At 51.6% G+C, this 19,538-nt stretch carries 18 protein-coding genes; 10 read left to right on the top strand and 8 right to left on the bottom strand.

Annotated features, from left to right (window positions below; genetic code table 11):
• Position 1 precedes the first annotated feature (1 nt).
• Positions 2-1,066 (bottom strand): DNA-processing protein DprA, encoded by a 1,065-nt coding sequence (gene dprA / locus CWE21_RS10065; protein WP_126834314.1) that lies wholly within the window; start codon positions 1,064-1,066, stop codon positions 2-4.
• Positions 1,067-1,105: 39 nt separating this feature from the next.
• Positions 1,106-2,218, bottom strand: coding sequence for a LysM peptidoglycan-binding domain-containing protein (locus tag CWE21_RS10070; protein WP_126834315.1), 1,113 nt, complete (start codon positions 2,216-2,218; stop codon positions 1,106-1,108).
• Positions 2,219-2,299: 81 nt separating this feature from the next.
• Between CWE21_RS10070 and def the strand changes: the two genes are divergently transcribed.
• From def to trkA, 4 genes are read left to right on the top strand one after another with little or no spacing between them, the layout of a single operon-like run.
• Positions 2,300-2,806 (top strand): peptide deformylase, encoded by a 507-nt coding sequence (gene def / locus CWE21_RS10075; protein ID WP_126834316.1) that lies wholly within the window; start codon positions 2,300-2,302, stop codon positions 2,804-2,806.
• Positions 2,807-2,812: 6 nt separating this feature from the next.
• The gene (fmt, locus tag CWE21_RS10080) at positions 2,813-3,769 is read left to right on the top strand and encodes a methionyl-tRNA formyltransferase (protein ID WP_126834317.1); all 957 of its coding nucleotides are present in this window, start codon (positions 2,813-2,815) and stop codon (positions 3,767-3,769) included.
• Positions 3,762-5,060 carry a 16S rRNA (cytosine(967)-C(5))-methyltransferase RsmB gene (gene rsmB, locus CWE21_RS10085; protein WP_126834318.1) on the top strand — a complete coding sequence of 433 codons (1,299 nt, stop codon included), beginning with the start codon at positions 3,762-3,764 and terminating at the stop codon, positions 5,058-5,060. The genes fmt and rsmB overlap by 8 nt, the downstream gene beginning before the upstream one ends.
• Positions 5,057-6,433, top strand: coding sequence for a Trk system potassium transporter TrkA (trkA, locus tag CWE21_RS10090; protein ID WP_126834319.1), 1,377 nt, complete (start codon positions 5,057-5,059; stop codon positions 6,431-6,433). The genes rsmB and trkA overlap by 4 nt, the downstream gene beginning before the upstream one ends.
• Here the strand turns inward: trkA and CWE21_RS10095 are convergent.
• Genes CWE21_RS10095 through CWE21_RS10105 form a run of 3 tightly spaced genes read right to left on the bottom strand, consistent with a single transcriptional unit; the run spans position 6,430 to position 10,510 of the window.
• Positions 6,430-7,881 (bottom strand): TrkH family potassium uptake protein, encoded by a 1,452-nt coding sequence (locus CWE21_RS10095; RefSeq protein WP_126834320.1) that lies wholly within the window; start codon positions 7,879-7,881, stop codon positions 6,430-6,432. The genes trkA and CWE21_RS10095 overlap by 4 nt on opposite strands.
• 9 nt (positions 7,882-7,890) lie before the next feature.
• A complete protein-coding gene (locus CWE21_RS10100) occupies positions 7,891-8,499 on the bottom strand; it encodes a YigZ family protein (protein WP_126834321.1) in 609 nt (202 codons plus the stop codon).
• 4 nt (positions 8,500-8,503) lie between these two features.
• Positions 8,504-10,510, bottom strand: coding sequence for a transglycosylase SLT domain-containing protein (locus CWE21_RS10105; protein WP_126834322.1), 2,007 nt, complete (start codon positions 10,508-10,510; stop codon positions 8,504-8,506).
• A 113-nt stretch (positions 10,511-10,623) separates the two neighbouring features.
• Between CWE21_RS10105 and fadB the strand changes: the two genes are divergently transcribed.
• From fadB to CWE21_RS10125, 4 genes are all read left to right on the top strand, one after another.
• Complete coding sequence (gene fadB / locus CWE21_RS10110; RefSeq protein ID WP_126834323.1) at positions 10,624-12,765, top strand: fatty acid oxidation complex subunit alpha FadB; 2,142 nt, start codon at positions 10,624-10,626, stop codon at positions 12,763-12,765.
• A gap of 11 nt (positions 12,766-12,776) precedes the next feature.
• On the top strand, positions 12,777-13,943 hold the full coding sequence (gene fadA, locus CWE21_RS10115) for an acetyl-CoA C-acyltransferase FadA (RefSeq protein ID WP_126834324.1): 1,167 nt from the start codon (positions 12,777-12,779) through the stop codon (positions 13,941-13,943).
• 99 nt (positions 13,944-14,042) lie between these two features.
• Positions 14,043-14,276 carry a sulfurtransferase TusA gene (gene tusA / locus CWE21_RS10120; RefSeq protein WP_126834325.1) on the top strand — a complete coding sequence of 78 codons (234 nt, stop codon included), beginning with the start codon at positions 14,043-14,045 and terminating at the stop codon, positions 14,274-14,276.
• Positions 14,277-14,447: 171 nt separating this feature from the next.
• Complete coding sequence (locus CWE21_RS10125) at positions 14,448-14,774, top strand: hypothetical protein (protein ID WP_126834326.1); 327 nt, start codon at positions 14,448-14,450, stop codon at positions 14,772-14,774.
• An 11-nt stretch (positions 14,775-14,785) separates the two neighbouring features.
• Here the strand turns inward: CWE21_RS10125 and CWE21_RS10130 are convergent, their stop codons facing one another.
• The 3 genes from CWE21_RS10130 to CWE21_RS10140 form a co-directional block, all read right to left on the bottom strand.
• Positions 14,786-15,127, bottom strand: coding sequence for a hypothetical protein (locus tag CWE21_RS10130; protein WP_126834327.1), 342 nt, complete (start codon positions 15,125-15,127; stop codon positions 14,786-14,788).
• 187 nt (positions 15,128-15,314) lie between these two features.
• Positions 15,315-15,794: a GNAT family N-acetyltransferase gene (locus CWE21_RS10135; protein WP_126834328.1), complete on the bottom strand. Its 480-nt coding sequence runs from the start codon at positions 15,792-15,794 to the stop codon at positions 15,315-15,317.
• The gene (locus CWE21_RS10140; protein WP_126834329.1) at positions 15,787-16,401 is read right to left on the bottom strand and encodes a DNA-3-methyladenine glycosylase I; all 615 of its coding nucleotides are present in this window, start codon (positions 16,399-16,401) and stop codon (positions 15,787-15,789) included. The genes CWE21_RS10135 and CWE21_RS10140 overlap by 8 nt, the downstream gene beginning before the upstream one ends.
• Positions 16,402-16,500: 99 nt before the next feature.
• On the opposite strand from CWE21_RS10140, the gene glyQ reads away from it, so the two are divergent.
• The gene (gene glyQ, locus CWE21_RS10145) at positions 16,501-17,406 is read left to right on the top strand and encodes a glycine--tRNA ligase subunit alpha (RefSeq protein ID WP_126834330.1); all 906 of its coding nucleotides are present in this window, start codon (positions 16,501-16,503) and stop codon (positions 17,404-17,406) included.
• Positions 17,407-17,409: 3 nt separating this feature from the next.
• Positions 17,410-19,479, top strand: coding sequence for a glycine--tRNA ligase subunit beta (gene glyS / locus CWE21_RS10150; RefSeq protein WP_126834331.1), 2,070 nt, complete (start codon positions 17,410-17,412; stop codon positions 19,477-19,479).
• The last annotated feature ends 59 nt before the right edge of the window (positions 19,480-19,538 follow it).

Genomic DNA, 19,538 nt, shown 5'->3' on the forward strand with positions numbered 1-19,538 from the left:
TTTAGCGCCTCCCCACTCTAATATAACCACCGGTGACTGAAGCTACTCGGCCTTCTAATTCTAATAACACTAATTGCTCTGAAACCACAGCGACCGGTAGTCCGCTGCGTGCTACGATAGTGTCTATCGATGTAGCCTCATAGCCCACATTAGCCAACAATTGCGGGTTTGCCAAGCTTCGTCCACAATTATTTTCATCGGCTTCGGTCCCCTCCTCAGCATTAATGGGGGCCGTGCGTTTTAAATTCAATTCGTTAAGTACATCATCGACCTTAACGACTAAAGCTGCACCTTGCTGTAACAGCTGTAAATTGCCGCTGCGATGCTGGTTCCAAATACTGCCTGGCAACACAAACAATGCACGATTTTGTTCAAGTGCCAAACGAGCTGTAATCAAGGAACCACTGCGTAGCTTTGCCTCAATCACCACCACGCCTAACGCAAGCCCACTTAAAATACGGTTACGCCGCGTAAAGTGATCACGGTGCGCCGCCATCCCTGGTGCAAACTCAGAAACCAGTAGCCCCGCCTGCTCTACCTGTTGCTGAAGTTGTTGGTGGTGTTTGGGGAAAAATATATCGGGTCCTGTGCCGAGCACAGCCAGTGTGGGGCCGGCTTTTAACGCGCCGAGATGTGCGTGATGGTCAATACCTTTGGCCAGCCCGCTGCTCACTAAAAGTCCAGCGCGCGTAAAGTGCTCAGCAAAATAGGCAGCCTCGGCGACCCCTTCATGACTCGCTGCGCGACTGCCTACAATGGCAACTTGCGGGGCAGATAAATAATCAAGGTTGCCGGCTACAAATAACACCAGAGGCGCATCGTGAATAAGCCTTAAGCGTTCTGGGTACAATGGTGAAAACCAGTGAACGACTGCGCGCTGTGGACCAGCACTGGAGCCGCTATTCAGCCAACCTTCGAGGTTATCAACGTAGCGTGACGGGAGTGAAGCTAAATAGGGTTGCAGTAACCCGCGACACTTCGCAATCGTGTTCAGTCGGTAGACTTGACGACGATCAGTTGCAGATAGGCGCGACAGCGCCAAAAGCTCGGCGAGTGAAAATTGCATGGCACTTCCTTGTGCTAGTTATTCGTTAATCGTTAGTCGTTAATCGTTAGTCGCTATCAGTTTGGGAACGAAATAGGTACCGACTTCGAACCACTCGTGGGCTTCGACGACCATTGCCATACTGCTATTTGGAAATGTCTTTATGACAAGTAGCTCTGCGCTGGCTTGGTCGGGTAGGCGAAGCGATTCGCGCCATTTACGAGACAGATCATCGTAAGGTTTGTAGAGGTTGGCGAACTCAGGTTTCTCACCATCCATAAACACCGATACGCCAGGACGAATCGCTTGGAACATTTGTCCAACTTCAACACCGTCCGTAGCACCTTTATCCAGCACCACCATGTCGTACTTACCATGTTTGTTGCGGGCGTTTAACGAAGCAACGACGTAACCATCAACAGCCGCCCCATTGCTTGGCGTAATGATTTCCGGTAAATCGATCGGCTGCGGCTGTAGCACAACATCACCCCGTCGGATTTCACGCTCGGGTCTAATGAGCTCACCTTCGATAACGTCAACATGGTGAAGGTTAATGCGTACTCCGGCTACGTCGCGCAGAAGCACTTGATCATCAAAATTATCGACTGGTGTGAAGACGCGGTATTTGCGGTCCAGCTCGACATTACCTTTGATAAAAATAGGTGCCATTCCATTGATGCGCGGAGCACCCCGGTTATCACCCAAAATTTGCGGCAATCTTGCCACCTCGCCTCGCGAAGCAATCATATGTCCTTCAAGGAAAGGCTCGAGCTCGGCACGATCAAAGGTCGGAATTGGGTTGCCTTTGGGCTCCAGTTTGCCTTCTGGGTTGAGCGTTTTAGTCAGCTTACGGCTAAGTTGCGGGCGTCCATTCACCCAACTCAGATACAAACGGTCACCCGGATAAATCAGATGAGGGTTGGCGATATTCTCATTCAAACGCCATAACTCTGGCCAGTGCCATGGGTCGTTAAGATACATTGCGGAAATATCCCACAAGGTATCGCCCTTTTTCACCACATATTCGCGTGGGGCATCTTCACGCAAACGAATGACATCACCACGGGTTGCTGTGGTGGCTGAGGTCTCTTGTTGTTGGGTTGCGAGGGCTGTTGCTGGGGTTAACAGCAAAAAACCGATGACCGCAATCGCTTGGAATCGCCACGTAGTCATGTTGAGCTCCGTTGTAAACTCGTGTTTTCATCCCCAAATTACGTTAAAATTAAGCAAGATGAAACTAGCGAAAGACGAGTTATGACTAAATTAACTATTTTAAAATACCCTGACGAACGTTTACGCACCGTCGCGGAACCAGTTACAAGTGTAGATGATAGTCTACGCGATACAATCGATGCGATGTTCGAAACAATGTACGACTCTAATGGTGTAGGCCTTGCAGCAACACAAGTCAATGTTCACAAACGCCTTTTCCTAGCTGATTGTAGTGAAGATCAGAGCGAACCGTTAGTTTTTATTAATCCTGAGATTACAGAAAAAGACGGATTATTCGCTAATGAAGAGGGGTGTTTGTCATTCCCTGGTGTCTACGCCAAAGTTGAACGCGCCAGCAAAGTGACGGTGAAAGCGCTCGATCGCAATGGCGAAGAGTTCTCATTAACCGCCGAAGGTTTACTGGCCATTTGTATTCAGCATGAGCTCGATCACTTGAACGGCAAACTGTTCGTTGATTACTTATCACCACTGAAGCGTGACCGCATTCGCAAGAAGCTTGAAAAAGAAGCTCGTTTAAGTGCGGTGTAATCACTGATGCGCATCGTTTTTGCTGGGACTCCCGAATTCGCCGCGGGTCACCTAGCGGCCTTAATTGCCGCTGAAGAACACGAAGTGGTCGCGGTTTACACGCAGCCAGACCGGCCTGCTGGACGCGGCAAAAAGCTGCAAGCGAGCGCCGTCAAAAAGCTCGCCCTAGAGCATGGTATTGCGGTCGAACAACCGCAGACGCTTAAAGATGCCGATGCCCAAGCACAACTCGCAAACTACCATGCTGATGTGATGGTCGTCGTCGCCTATGGCTTAATTCTGCCTGAGAGCGTTTTGCGTATCCCTACCTATGGTTGCGTTAACGTACACGGCTCTTTGTTGCCGCGTTGGCGTGGTGCGGCGCCCATTCAACGCGCTATTTGGGCCGGCGATAGCCATGCCGGAGTCGCTATCATGCAAATGGAAGCAGGCTTAGACACCGGCCCAGTATTGCTTGAAAAATCACTACCTATAGGTGCCGACGAGACCTCTTCGAGTCTTTACGACAAGCTCGCTCAATTGGGTCCTGTCGCTTTGCTAGAGTGCCTTGCTGACCTACCGAGTAAGCTCAGTAGCGCACAAGTGCAAGACGAAACGCTGGTCACTTATGCGCACAAACTAAGCAAAGAAGAAGCCCAACTGGATTGGTCCCAACCCGCAGAGGTGCTGGAGCGCTGGGTACGCGCCTTTAATCCATGGCCTGTCGCGTGGCTTATCAGCGCCACGGGCGAAACGGTAAAAGTTTGTCGTACACAAGTTCACCCCGGTCAACCCGGAGCTGCTCCAGGCGCTATCCTGCAAGCAGATAAAAACGGCATTGTCATACAAACGCAAGAACAAGCATTGGCGATTCTGGAACTCCAGCCTGCTGGTAAGAAGCCTATGCCGGCAGCTGCATTTCTTAATGGGCGCGCCGAACAATTCCCAGTAGGACGGCAACTCGGCGGAGTCAGCGATGAGTAAAGGTGCCGCATCGCGTGCCGCCGCCGCACGCATTCTCTGTGATGTACTTGAGAAAGGTCGCTCCCTTAGCCAGGCTCTTCCGCAGCATACGGAAAACATGGAAAGTCGCGACCGCGCGATGGTGCAATCACTTTGCTATGGAGTCTTACGTCACCTCCCCTTGCTCAATGCGGCCATTGCCTCATTTGTTAGCAAACCACTAAAGAAAGACCTCGTTATCTTGCATCATCTGCTGTTAGTGGGCGCTTACCAACTTCTTTTTATGGGTACCTCCGAGCATGCTGCAGTTGCGGCGACCGTCGAAGCCACCGAGGTATTAAAAAAACGTCGTCAAAAAGGCTTGGTGAATGCCGTGTTGCGGAATTTGCAGCGGCAACGTGACGCTCTATTACCCAAGCTCGAAGCCAACCCGAATTTGCAGCATGGACATCCCCGTTGGCTTGCCGAGCTGATCGAACAAGCCTACCCAGCCCAAGCGCAAGAGATTTTTACCGCCAATAATGCGCAAGCCCCCATGTGGCTGAGAGTGAACACGCAACAGGTAAGTGTTACCGACTTTATTGCTGCGTTGGATGACTTTGCCCCAGAACTCCGCGGCGAAACTATGAGTGACACTGGCGCGATTCGCTTGAACCAAGCCGTCGATGTGCGCCAGCTCCCTGGCTTTGCTGAAGGCTGGTTCTCGGTGCAAGATATCGCCGCTCAACAAACTGCTCGCTTGCTTGCGGGGAAAAACGCAGAGCGCATTCTCGATTGCTGCGCAGCGCCGGGCGGCAAAACGGCACATATCTTAGAACTAACCCCTGACGCTACGGTGCATGCCCTCGACGTTGATGAACAACGCTTAGCGCGGGTGCGAGAAAACCTCCAGCGCTTGCGTTTGCCGGCAACCGTCATTTGTGGCGATGCTGCACAGCCCGATCAGTGGTGGGATGGTCAGCTCTATGACCGTATCCTGCTTGACGCGCCCTGCTCCGCTACCGGTGTTATTCGACGCCACCCCGATATTAAGTGGTTGCGGCGACCCAGTGATATCGCGCAACTGGTGCAAACTCAGCATGAGTTGCTTGATGCACTCTGGCCAATGTTGCGTCCCGGTGGTAGGTTAGTTTATGCCACGTGTTCTATTTTGCCGGCAGAGAATAAAGAGCAAATAGAAGCTTTTATGCAACGTCACAATGACGCCATTGCAGTACCCACTGCGCCAACAGGAGCCTCCTATTGGCAGCGCTTACCGGGCGAACAAGGTGGCGACGGATTCTTCTACGCAATTGTGGAAAAACAACTATGAAAATCGTCATTTTAGGTGGTGGACAAGTCGGTGGTACGCTTGCCGAGAATCTGGTCGGCGAAGACAACGATATAACGGTCGTCGATACCGATATGGCGCGCTTGGGCGAATTGTCGGAAAGCAACGATATTCGTACCGTGCAAGGTTATGCCTCACACCCCCGCGTATTGCGCAATGCGGGTGTTGAAGACGCTGACATGCTCATTGCTGTTACCCCAAGTGACGAAACGAATATGATGGCATGTCAGATTGCTTACACCCTCTTTAAAACACCCAAGCGTATTGCCCGCATTCGCTCAGAGGCCTATATCGATTTCAAAGATCGGCTTTTTCATAAAGACGACGTGCCCGTCGATCACATTATTTCACCGGAACAGCAGGTTACCAATTACATCAAGCGCCTCGTCGATTACCCAGGTGCGCTACAAGTCATGGAGTTCGCCGGTGGGCGTGCGAGTCTCGTAGCGGTCCGAGCATACTACGGCGGTAAGCTGGTCGGGCACGCTATCTCGTCACTGAAAGAGCACATGCCCAATGTCGAAACGCGCGTCGCAGCTATTTTCCGCCAAGGCAAGGCCATCAAGCCGATGGGAACCACCATCATTGAAGCCGGGGACGAGGTGTTCTTCATCACCGATACGCGCTATGTGCGCATGGTCATGGAAGAAATGCAAAAGCTTGAGCACCAGTACCGCCGCGTTATGATTGCTGGGGGTGGTAACGTGGGTGCGGGACTCGCCCGCATGCTTGAAGAAAACCACCACGTGAAGCTCATTGAACATAACGCTGAACGCGCCGATATGCTCAACGAACAGTTACGGCATACAACCATCCTGCATGGCGATGCGTCCGATTCGCGCTTGTTAAGTGAAGAACATATCGAAGACATCGACGTTTTTATTGCGGTGACCAACGATGATGAAGCCAATATCATGGCTGCAATGTTGGCGAAAAAGATGGGCGCTAAGAAAACAATGGTGCTGATCCAGCGTCAAGCCTATGTCGACTTGGTCCAAGATAACGTCATTGATATCGCGATATCTCCGCAGCGAGCGACCGTTTCGGCGCTCCTTTCGCTGATCCGGAAAGGTGACATCGTCAATGCTTACTCCCTGCGCAAAGGCGCAGCGGAGGCGATTGAAGCGATTGCCCATGGTGACGAGAAAACCTCAAAAGTGGTTGGCCGCGTCATTAGTGAAATTAAGCTACCACCAGGCACAACGATTGGAGCCATTGTCCGCGGCCATGAAGTAATGATTGCGCATGATGACACAATGCTGCAGGCAGATGACCATGTGATTCTATTCTTGGTCGACAAAAAATACATTCGCGAAGTAGAACGCCTGTTCCAGCCAAGCGCGCTCTTTTTCTAAGAGCGCCAGAACGTTGGTGTTAACAGGACTAAAATCGTAAATACTTCGAGTCGGCCAAACAGCATCGCCACAACCAGCAACCATTTTGCCGTATCCGGTATGGTGGCATAGTTTGCTGCGACATCTCCTAGGCCAGGGCCAAGATTATTCAGGCACGCGGCTGTAGCCGAAAACGCGGTAATGTCATCGAGACCCGTTGCCAGCAACCCCAGCATAATCACCACAAAGACCAGAGCATAAGCGGCAAAGAAGCCCCAGACCGCCTCTACCACGCGCTGTGGTAGCACGCGATTGCCTAGCTTGACCGAATACACCCCCGCAGGGTGAACCAAACGATTCAGTTCACGCACGCCTTGGCGGAACAGTAGCACCACCCGAACAACTTTTAATCCACCCGCGGTTGAACTTGCACAACCGCCGATAAAACTTGCGAAGATTAATAAGATAGGCAAAAACAGCGGCCAAGCAGAGAAGTCTGTCGTGGCAAAACCGGCAGTAGTGCTTATTGAAACCGCTTGGAACATGGCTTGATTAAATGCCGTGCCGGTATCTGAAAACTCTTTGTGGACCAATACAGTCGCGAATACCAAGAAAATAAGTACCGCTTGAATACCTAAGAAAGCGCGCACTTCAGGGTCACGAAAATAATTCATGATCGAATGGTTAGTTGCGGCAGCATAATGCAAAGCAAAGTTGATACATGAGAGCAATAGGAACACCACACAAATGGTATTAATAGTGCTACTGTCAAAATACCCCATGCTGGCGTCGTAAGTACTGAAGCCGCCGACCGCAATGGTGGAGAACGCATGGCCGATGGCATCAAACCAGTTCATCCCGGCCAAGTAATAGGCGAAAGCACAGGTCGCGGTTAGCGCCACATAGATGTACCACAAGTGTTTAGCGGTATCGGCAATGCGCGGCGTCATTTTGGTGTCTTTTTGCGGGCCCGGAATTTCCGCTCGGTACAACTGCATACCACCGATACCGAGCATCGGCATAATCGCGACCGCAAGTACGATGATACCCATACCCCCGAGCCACTGCAGCTGTTGACGGTAAAACAGTAAGCTGTGCGGCAGCGTCTCAATACCCTGAATAACAGTGGCGCCCGTGGTAGTTAAACCAGAAAACGATTCAAAAACGGCATCGGTAAAAGATAACGGTAGCTCTTCGGCGAACCACAGTGGCATCACCCCGACCATCCCTAGCACGGTCCAGAACAACACGGTCAGCAAAAAGCCGTCGCGAACTTTCAAGTCACTATGAATGCGGCGGTTGGGGTACCAAACAAAAAAACCAATGACTAAGCTGATGGCAAAGGCCAGCATGAAGGCCGTGCCGCCACCATCACCGAAGTAGAGCGCAACCGCTGCCGGCGGCAACAAGGTAACGCTGAACACGCAAATCAGTAGTCCCAGTACTCGTAAAATACCTCGAAAACGCACGGCGATTCCTCAACACTCTTTTAGTTCGACACGCCCTTGTGTCGCATTTTTTAACGCTTCAGCTAAATCTGAGAAGTCTGATTCAGCTACTGCGAGTTGTAGTTTTATACCAGCCGCAAAGTCCTGCTGCTCGGTTAGCGCATCATACTGGGCAAGCCAATGTGAAACTATTTTTTGATCAGCATAATCGTAGTGTATATAAGCTGCTTTGCGTACCTTTTTTTCAATAAATACGGCCGCTTGCAAGACTTCTACTGTTGCTTGCGAATACGCACGTTGTAAACCACCGGTACCAAGCTTAATACCGCCAAAATAGCGTGTCACTACCACCGAAAGTTCCGCAACCTCTTGCTTCAATAGGACATTCAACATGGGTCGCCCAGCCGTACCACTCGGTTCACCGTCGTCACTCATCGCATAGCGCTGGCCATCATGCGGCGGCCCCGCAACAGCAGCACTGCAATAGTGACTGGCTCCTGGCCACTTGTGCTGACATTCGGCAATATGCTGCTGATGTTCGTCAAGCGAGCACACCGGTTTAAGGGATGTAATAAAGCGGCTGTGCTTTATTTCAAGCTCGGTAACAACAGCTGCTTTTGGAATTAAATAGCCTTGCACTGCGCTATAAGCCTACACTTTTTCGGCTGATCGTCATCGTTGCCAAGTCAGCGAACCGATTCGGTGGCTCTTGTTCTGCGAGGAGCAAGTAGATTTGCTGATACGCCAAAACATTTTTCACATAATCACGCGTTTCTTTGTAGGGAATCGTTTCTATCCAACGATCAATTGCCATGCTCTCGCTCGGTATCCAATCAGTCACGCGATAAATACCGCCGTTATAGGCTGCTGTCGCGAGTACCCAATTCTCCCCTAACCTACGTTTCAGATCGGCCAAATAGCGGGTACCTAGAAGAATATTGGTGTTTACATTGTAGAGGTCAAAGCGGCTGTAATCGCGGCGCCCGACATACTTCGCGGTACTAGGTAAGAGCTGCATGAGTCCGTGCGCGCCAGCATGAGAGTAAGCATCGAACCGGAACGAACTCTCGCGCCGCGAAATAGCCAAGGCCCACTCCATATCGATGCCTGCCGATTGCGCATATTCGCGGTGTTCGTTCTCGTAGGCAAAGGGGAAACGTTGCTCGATAGCACCGAATTCACCTAGCTGCCCGAGCGTATAAATCACCTGATCATGCCATCCCCATTGCGAGGCCAAAACCGCCATCAGCTCTTGTTCGCGCGCGCTGGTATGCTGGAGTAATTCGTACCACTCACGGCGCGCATCTAAATAGCGTTGTAGCTGCAAAAACTCGTAGGCTCGCTGCACCCCAGGAAGCTCACGCACAGTCGCGAGTTCGGCCGCAGTATAATTAATTTTTTCGCGCGCGAGCTGTAACGGCGTGCCCAGTTTGCTCGCCGCCAGAAAGCCATAATAATTGCGTTGCCCAGCGATCTCTTCGAACTGTGCTTGTGCGCGTTGCGGTTGTGCTAACTCTTCATAGGCCCGACCGCGCCAGTAACGCCACTGAGCACTACCACTCGCGGTCGCCATTTCCGCCACTGGATTGTCGATAAATTCGTGCCAATGGCCTTCACGTACCCATTCCGCCAGTTGCCACTGCAAGGTTTGCGTGTCATGCTCGGCCGGTTCTAACCGCACCAACCAGTTGTGCGCTTGATCATGGTTTTTGGCGCTCAACGCCACCGCAAACTTTTGTTCGAGCTCGGTCCATTGCGCTGACGAAAGTTCAATTCCGCGCGGCAAATCAGAAATCGTTTTCAGTGCCACATCCGGGTCACGCCAAATTAATCGCCCGAGTCCATAAGTCACAATCTGCGCAGCACGCTCTTGTGCTACGCCCTTCTGGTTTGCGAGTTTAGGCAACTCCCGGACTAAATTGCCTGGGTTGCGGCGCACTTGTCGGTAGCTTTGAATCAATGAACGTGTCGGCTCTTCAACCAAACCTGACAAGTACGGCAATAACGTATGTTTGCCCTCTTCTGCAGCTAACTTGGCACGGCGCCAGACCAACTCCTCGGAGCGGTGTCCCGCCTTACTCCAAGTTGCCAACAATGGGTCGCACTCTTTCGGTAGTGACTCCCCGGTTTGCCATAACTGATCAACCGCCCGCATCACGGCCGCCCGCGGCTGCGTCTTTTGCGCGAGGGTATAGCGCCAGAAATAGCAGCGATGGTCGAGCCGGCCCGGATGACGGAAATCGCGCAGGAAGCGCTCTTGCTCATTATTACGAGCTAAGTAGTCCAACCATGGTGAACGCAATTGCCAGTCGAGCGGCGTTTTCTGCATGGCGTTGAAAAAGCGTAAGACTCGCTCTTCGTTGGCGAGATAGCCCACTTGCTGTAGGCGTTCAAGTTCAAGGTAAGGCGTTAGCGGGTAATCTTCGAGTTGCTCGAGGAGTTGTTGGTATTCAGCGAGTCGGCCCCGCTTGGCCGCGTACTCGGCTTTTACAAACAATTCGCGCTGTTCACTACGCTGCTCGAGGTTCGCTAATACCGGATCGTGGATTTTTGGCTCAGCCCAGCCACTCGGGATCCACAGCGAACTCAATAAGGCTGTAAAGAGAAGCGCACAACTTGTACCGGTTTTTGAACTACACAGTGACCGCATAATTTCAAACGCTCGTTTAAATAATCATTGAAAAATGAGCCTATTCGAGCCAAACTCTCGTAACGACTAATCATACGCTAACCGAAAGCAATCTGAAAATCAGGAGACCTTTTATGATTTATCAGGGTGATAGCATTCGGGTTGAGTTTGTTACTGACGGCATTGCCGAGCTGCAATTTGCAGCCGCAGGCTCAGTCAATAAATTCGACCAGAAAACCTTGGAAGAATTCAGTCAGGCTTTAGCGAAACTCGCCGAAACCAAAGACCTGCGTGGCGTTATCGTCACCAGTAGCAAACCTACCTTCATTGTAGGTGCTGATATTACCGAATTCCAAACCTTGTTTGCCGATTTAGAACAAACCAAAACTTGGGTTCACAAAGCCTCCCGCGTTTTCGACCAGCTCGAAGACTTACCGGTACCCACTGTCGCGGCCATTACTGGCTTCGCTTTAGGCGGCGGCTGTGAAGCAACCCTCGCTTGTGATTACCGCGTAGCGGATACCACCGCGACGATTGGCCTACCAGAAGTTAAGCTTGGTTTAATTCCGGGCTTTGGTGGTGTGGTACGTTTGCCGCGCATCATTGGACCAGACAATGCCCTTGAGTGGATTACCACCGGAAAGAATAACTCTGCCGTTGCCGCGCAAAAAGTTGGTTTAGTCGACGCCGTGGTGGCCCCAGAGAAACTGCGTGATGCAGCTTTAGAAGTCGTCAAACAAGCGATTGCCGGAGACTTAGACTGGCAAGCGAAACGTCAGCCGAAACTCGAAGCGTTGCAAGCCAACGATACTGAGCTGACGATGACCTTGGTCACCGCAAAAGGCATGGTGGCAGCCAAAGCTGGCAAACATTACCCAGCACCTCATGCTGCAATCAAAGCGATTGAACAAGGCGCACGCCACGAGCGCGAAGAAGCGCTTAATGCCGAGAACGCTGCTTTTGTTGGCCTAACGCAGACGGACGCGTGCCAAGCCCAAGTCGGCATTTTCATGGCCGACCAAATGGTCAAAGGCAAAGCCAAAAAAGCTGCGAAACAAGCCAGCAAAGAAATTAAATCAGCCGCAGTACTTGGCGCTGGCATCATGGGTGGCGGTATCGCTTACCAGTCAGCGTACAAAGGCGTACCGGTCGTCATGAAAGACATCCGCCAAGAGGCTTTAGATCAAGGTATGGCAGAAGCCAGCAAGATCCTTGGTAAATTGGTGGAGCGTGGCAAGATTGACCACAAGAAAATGGCCAAGATTTTGTCATCAATTACCCCAACGCTACTCGATGAAGCCGTCAAGGACGTCGATATCGTCGTAGAAGCGGTAGTCGAAAATCCAGACGTTAAAGGCAAAGTTCTGGCCGGTATGGAAGACGTTGTGGCTGACGATGCCATCATTGTTTCCAACACCTCAACCATTTCGATTGATCGCTTAGCGAAAAATTTGAAAGATCCATCGCGCTTCTGCGGCATGCACTTCTTTAATCCAGTGCACAAAATGCCATTAGTAGAGATCATTCGCGGTAAAGACACCTCTGACGAAACCGTCAATGCCGTTGTTGCCTACGCCTCGCGTATGGGCAAAACCGCAATCGTCGTTAACGACTGCCCTGGCTTCCTCGTTAACCGCGTACTCTTCCCATACCTAGCCGGTTTTGCGGGCATGGTAGATGAAGGCGTCGACTTCGCAGGCATCGACAAAGTTATGGAGAAACAATTCGGTTGGCCTATGGGCCCTGCATATTTGTCTGACGTCGTCGGTATCGACACCGCCGATCACTGTACCGTCGTGATGGCCGATGGCTTCCCATCGCGCATGCCGCGTGACACCAGCAGCGCCATCGCTAAGCTTGCCGCAGCAGAACGCTACGGTCAGAAGAACGGTAAAGGCTTCTACAACTACGGCGTCGATAAGAAAGGTCGCCCGAGTAAAGAGAAAGCACCTGAAGTCTACGAAATGCTCGGTATTTCAGGCAAAGAAGTCAGCGCCGATGAAATCATTGCGCGCACCATGGTGCCAATGGTCAACGAATGCGTGCGCTGCCTTGAAGAAGGTATCGTCGGTTCAGCAGCAGAGTGCGACATCGCCTTGCTCTACGGACTTGGTTTCCCACCGTTCCGTGGCGGACCTTTCCGCTACCTGGAAACCATGGGCTTGGCCAACTTCGTTGAATTGGCCGACAAATACGCGCATTTAGGTGAAATGTATCAAGTCACCGATGGCCTGCGTGAAATGGCGAAAGCCGGTAAATCGTACTTTGCAGGCTAACGGAGGAAATTATGAAAGACGTAGTTATTGTCGATTGTATTCGTACCCCAATGGGACGCTCGAAAAACGGCGTATTTCGCAACGTGCGCGCCGAAGACCTCTCAGCGCACCTGATGAAAGGCCTGCTTGAGCGCAACCCAGAAGTTGACGTCAACGAACTCGAAGACATCTACTGGGGCTGTGTACAGCAAACCCTCGAGCAAGGCTTCAACGTTGCTCGGAACGCAGCATTGATCGCCGGTATTCCGCATCATGTTGCTGCAGTGACCGTCAACCGCTTGTGTGGCTCATCGATGCAAGCCATTCACGACGCAGCGCGTGCCATTATGGCGGGCGACGGTGATATCTTCATCGCTGGTGGTGTTGAGCACATGGGCCACGTACCAATGACCCACGGCATCGACTTTCACCCGGGCATGAACAAATCAGTGGCGCGTGCTTCTGGCTCAATGGGCATGACCGCCGAGTTGCTCGCACGTAAGTTTGAAATCGACCGTGCCGCCCAAGACGCCTTCGGCGCACGCTCACACCAGCGCGCGCATCAAGCCACCGTTGACGGCCGCTTCGCTAAAGAAATCTTACCGATTGAGGGACACGACGCTGACGGCGTATTACGTCTCATCAAAGACGACGAAGTGATTCGCCCTGAAACCACAGTTGAAGGCTTGTCACAGTTACGCCCAGTATTCGACCCTGCGAATGGCACAGTGACAGCAGGCACCTCGTCAGCGCTTTCTGACGGTGCAGCAGCCATGCTGATCATGTCGGCAGACAAAGCCAAAGCCCTCGGCTTGAAGCCACGTGCGAAAATCCGCTCAATGGCCGTCGCCGGTTGCGATCCATCCATTATGGGCTTCGGTCCCGTGCCAGCTACCAAGAAAGCACTTAAACGTGCCGGCTTAAGCATTGATGACATCGATCTGTTCGAGTTAAACGAAGCCTTTGCCGCGCAGTCACTGCCGGTACTCAAAGGCCTCGGCATACTCGACAAGATGGATGAAAAGGTCAATCTAAACGGCGGTGCAATCGCCCTCGGTCACCCACTCGGTTGCTCAGGTGCGCGTATCTCGACCACCTTGTTGAACCTTATGGAAGACAAAGGCGCGACACTTGGCTTAGCGACCATGTGCATCGGTCTTGGCCAAGGTATCGCCACCGTGTTCGAGCGCCTCGACTAAGCCGCGCTTTTGCACGCCACGGTTTTACCGTAAAATAAACGCCGTATCCTTGTCGGATGCGGCGTTTTTATTTGTTTTGCGGATTTAGAAGGAAGCATCGTGTCAGAAACCATCACCGAAAGCCTCGATACCCTCGGCCTGCGTTGTCCAGAGCCCGTGATGCTGATCCGTGCCGCCATCCGCAAACTCGAATCGGGCGCCCTACTCGAAGTCATCGCCGACGACCCCGCCACCACCCGCGACATCCCCAGCTTCTGCCGTTTTATGGACCACGAGCTAGTGCTCGCCGAGACTGCAGCTACGCCGTATCGCTACGTGATCCGTAAGGGCTGACGAACTGCGCTGTTTGCTATTCGCTGTTCGCTGTTTGTTTAAAGGCGAAAGGCGTGGTTCGTTGTTCGTACGCTACGCTGTTCGTCCGCGTTGCTGTTCGCGGATAGCGAAGGCCACTGTTCGGTGCTAAGCTATTCAGTTAAATAGGAATAGTTTCGGGGAAATAGAACAATGGAACTTTCTCAACTGCTGATGGCTTGGATCCTGTTAGGCTTTTGGTTATTTTGGTATTTAAGAAAAAAAGCCCCACCGCTCCATCTAGCTAAACCGTCAACGCGAAGGTATTATTTGCGCCTTCTTGGCGGGATGATGGCAGGCGCTTTTATCTCATTAGCCTTTAAACAAATCCCTTTTGGGATTACTGAAAGCCTTTTCGAAGGCTTACACCCCTTATTGATTTTCGTCCTGGACGCAAGCCTCTATTCTTTGATCTTTTTTCTTGTCGTTCTGCTCATGTTTGCACTAAGAGACATCCACGCCTCATTGACTAAAACCTAAACTACAGTTGCTTACTCAAAAGCGGTTTTGCTGTCGTGAGATGGTGCCCGTTGAGCAAGGCGGAACATGATGTACATATAGGTGAGCATTATTACTGCCTCGCCGGCCACAACCATATTGATGGTTACCCTGTCTCCATTTGCCGCAGTTACGTTACCCATAACCAAACAAAGTACAAATATAAAGCCGTTGCTGGCGAAGCTTGTGCGTTGATTAACCATTAGATCTCGGGTCAGCAACACGAAGGCACACAAGTAGACGAGCAACGCTGTGATTGTCGAGCCGCTGGCGAGGACTGCCATACACAGCATCGAAGCAATCCAATGGTGGGTGTTCAACGTCCTCTGTTTCATTGTTATTTCCTACGTTCGGTATTCGCCAGTCGTTAATCGAAGAGCGAAGACCGGGTGTGGAGGTAGGGAGCTAACTCAATGGGTGTGTGCCGCAGGGATGCGGCACGCAAGCCCCCAGGGAAGGGTTTACGGCGTCCCATTGAGTTAGCTCCCTACCTTCACACAAAGGTCTTCGACATCCTCCGCGCTAGATGTATTTTTGCCAGAATTCGGCTTTGCCGTTGGCTTCGTCGAGTTGGTAGGGTTTGAAGCCGAATTTTTCGTAGGCAATTTTGGCCGGCTCGTTACCTTGTAGGACTTCCAGTGTGAGCTTTACGCAGCCGCGGAATTGCGCGAGGGTTTCGACTTCTTGCAATAAACGTTTGGCGATACCTTGCCCGCGGAAGTCTTTAATGACTGCGATATCATGGATATTCATGACCGGCTTTGCCGCAAAGGTCGAGAAGCCTTCTACGCAGTTGGCGAGGCCCACCGGCTCGTCATCGACAAAAGCAAGTAACGAGAAAACGTAGTCGCGTTTGGCCATCTCGTCGACCAAGTTCTCTTTGGTCTCTTCCGGCAATGCTTCACCGCCGCCCATTGGATCTTGCGCATAATCATTTAACATCGCCACAACCGCTTGACGATGCTTCGGATTTTGATAATCCGCTAAAGTAATATCAACCATGATGCTCTCGTGCTGTTAGAGAAAAATCACGCATCTCGCGACAGACCTCGTCATAACAATGACAATGAACGACATGATCGTTGACCATGCCAACAGCCTGCATAAATGCGTAACAAATCGTTGTGCCTACAAAGCTAAAGCCTGCTTTTTTTAAGGCCTTCGCCATCGTATCAGAAACCTCATCAGAAGTCGGTATATCAGCGCCCTGTCGAGCGAAAATACGGGGCGTTCCGTCGCTGAATTGCCACAAAAAATCGTTAAACGCGACACCCTTCTCGCGGAGCTCTAGATAAGCTCGCGCATTCTTAAAAATCGATTCGACCTTTAATCTATTGCGGATGATGCCGGCGTTTTGCATCAGCTCGTCTTTGTAGCTCTCGGGTAGTTGGACAATTTTTTCCGGATCAAAATCACAGTAGGCCTTTTCGTAGTTTGCCTGTTTACGCAAAATCGTGATCCAACTCAGCCCGGCTTGCTGACCATCGAGGCAGAGCTTGGCAAACAGCTCCTGGCTATCAGCCACGGGACGCCCCCACACGGTATCGTGATAGTGCATGTACTGCGGATCTGAGCCACACCAGCTGCAACGCTGTATGTCATCTTGCATTTTTCACTAGGCTCCTACGGCCGTGCCCTGTCACCAAGGCTGAATAAAGGTTATAATTTACGCCAAATTTCCGTAAAAATCTAAGTACGAGACCATCCCATGGCTAGCTATGATGTAAAAACCTTTCAGGGGCTTATCCTCGCGCTGCAGGATTATTGGGCGCAACAAGGTTGCGCGATTGTGCAGCCCCTCGACATGGAAGTAGGTGCAGGTACCTTCCATCCGATGACTTTTATTCGTGCGGTAGGCCCAGAGCCAGCCAATTACGCCTATGTACAGCCGTGCCGTCGCCCTACTGACGGCCGCTACGGCGAGAACCCGAACCGCCTACAACACTACTATCAGTTTCAGGTAATCTTGAAGCCATCGCCAAAAGACATTCAGGAACTCTACCTGGGGTCCCTGCAAATGCTCGGTTTCGATCCACTCGTACATGACATTCGTTTTGTCGAAGATAACTGGGAGTCACCCACCTTAGGTGCATGGGGTCTCGGCTGGGAAGTCTGGCTTAACGGTATGGAAGTGACCCAGTTTACCTACTTCCAACAGGTCGGCGGTCTCGAGTGTAAACCTGTTGCGGGTGAAATTACCTACGGCCTTGAGCGTTTGGCGATGTACATTCAAGGCGTTGACAGTATTTACGATCTCGTTTGGACCGACGGTCCACGTGGAAAAATTCTTTACGGCGATGTGTTTCATCAGAACGAAGTTGAGCAATCGACTTACAATTTTGAGCACGCAGATGTCGACGTATTGTTTGCGCGATTTGATTCGTGCGAGAAGGAATGTGAGCATTTACTATCACTCAACCTCCCGCTACCAGCATATGAGCAAGTGATGAGAGCGTCACATGCATTCAATTTATTGGATGCCCGTCACGCCATTTCAGTCACCGAACGTCAGCGCTATATTTTGCGTGTTCGGACCATGGCTAAGGGGTGTGCCGAAGCCTATTACGCTGCGCGTGAAGCGCTTGGATTTCCACTGGCAGAGCAAGGAGCCTAAGTCGTGCAATCAGCTACCCTACTCGTAGAAATTGGGACCGAAGAATTACCACCCAAAGCACTCAAAGGCTTAAGCCAAGCATTTGGTGACGCGCTGCAGAAGCAACTGCAAGAGCACAACATTGCGACCGGCACGATGCATTTATTTGCTAGCCCACGTCGTCTAGCCGTGCAGTTGCAAGACGTTGCAACCCAACAAGCCGACCAAGTGGTCGAAAAGCGCGGTCCTTCGGTGGATGTCGCCTTCGATGCCGATGGCAACCCAACCAAAGCAGCAGAAGGCTGGACCCGCTCAAACGGCATTACTGTTGCCGAAGCCGACCGCTTGAAGACAGATAAAGGCGAATGGCTGCTTTACAAAGCTGAAGTTAAAGGCCAGCCGCTTGCGGGTCTACTGCCAGAGTTCGTGCAGAGGGCGTTGGCGCAATTGCCTATTCCTAAGCCAATGCGCTGGGGCACCAGCAATGTTCAGTTTATTCGCCCTGTGCACACGGTTACCATGCTTCACGGTGATCAGCTGATTCCGGGTGAAGTGCTCGGTGTAGCGTCATCAAATCATTTGTTAGGCCATCGTTTCCACTGCCCGCAAGGTGCAACCCTGACCTCAGCAGATGACTACGAAGCCACACTTGAAGGAGCTTATGTGTTGGCCGACTTCGCGAAACGTCGCCAGCGCATCGTCGACGGAATTAGCGCCGCAGCGAAGGCTGCTAAAGGTGTGATCCGTGAAGATAACGACCTACTTGATGAAGTTACGGCTTTGGTCGAGTGGCCTGTAGCGCTCACGGCGAGCTTTGATGAAAGCTTCCTAGATGTGCCGAAAGAGCCGCTGATCGTGACAATGAAAGACGACCAGCGCTACTTCCCTCTCGAAGATAGCGAAGGTAACCTGCTATCAAAGTTTGTCTTTGTTACCAACATTGAGAGCAAGGACCCAGCGCAGATTATTTCGGGTAATGAGCGTGTAGTTCGCCCTCGCCTTGCCGATGCGCAATTCTTCTTTGAAACGGATAAGAAGACACCGCTAGAAAGCCGTGTGGCGGCACTTGGTAATGTGTTGTTCCAAAAACAATTAGGTAGCATCAAGGATAAGTCGGACCGCATCTCGCAAGTTGCTGCGGGTATTGCCACTAAGCTTGGCCAGTCCGGCGATGTTGCGGCTCGTGCCGGATACCTATGTAAAGCTGATCTCGTTTCGCAAATGGTGTCGGAATTTCCAGAAACCCAAGGCGTGATGGGCATGCATTACGCGCGTAACGATGGCGAAGCCGACGGCGTCGCAGAAGCTATTTTTGAGCACTACTTACCACGTTTTAGTGGCGATTCGTTGCCACAAAGCATCCCAGGCTGCGCAGTCGCGCTTGCAGATAAATTAGATTCGCTCGTTGGCATATTTGGTATTGGACAAACACCAAAGGGGGACCGCGATCCGTTTGCTCTGCGTCGGGCCGCTATTGGTCTCTTGCGAATTATCGTTGAGAAGGACTTGCCGCTAGATTTACAAGAGCTCATCGCCTTGTCACGGGAAAGCTTCGGTGAGCTGTTAAGCAACGCAAATGTCGCAGACGATGTACTGGAGTTCTTGTTAGGCCGCTTCCGCCCTATGTATCAAGAGCAAGGTATCAGCGTCGATGTCATTCAAGCGGTGTTGGCGCGTCGCCCTACTGCACCGGTAGATTTTGACAAACGCGTGCGGGCCGTTGCTAGCTTCCGCGAATTACCGGAAGCCGAAGCATTAGCCGCAGCCAACAAGCGCGTTGCGAATATTCTCGCCAAGGTCGAAGCGCCTATCGCAGATAAAGTGGATAGTGGACTGCTTTCGGCACAAGAAGAGATCGGCCTAGTTAAGGCCCTAGAAGAGGCTGAAATGCGTTCAAGTAGCGCACTAGAGCAAGGAGATTACACGGGCGCATTAAAGGCGCTAGCGGCCTTACAGAAGCCCGTAGATGGTTTCTTCGATAACGTCATGGTAAACGCGGATGACACAGCGGTTCGCGAAAATCGCCAAGCGCTATTACAGCGTCTACGCGGTTTGTTCCTACAAATTGCTGATATTTCCGTTCTAAACAACTAGGTTATTGATAAACCAATAAAAAAGGAGCCATTTGGCTCCTTTTTTTATACCTTTTCCCT

The sequence above is a fragment of the Pseudidiomarina aquimaris genome (genome assembly GCF_003987395.1).
In the GTDB taxonomy this organism is placed as follows: Bacteria; Pseudomonadota; Gammaproteobacteria; order Enterobacterales; family Alteromonadaceae; genus Pseudidiomarina; species Pseudidiomarina aquimaris.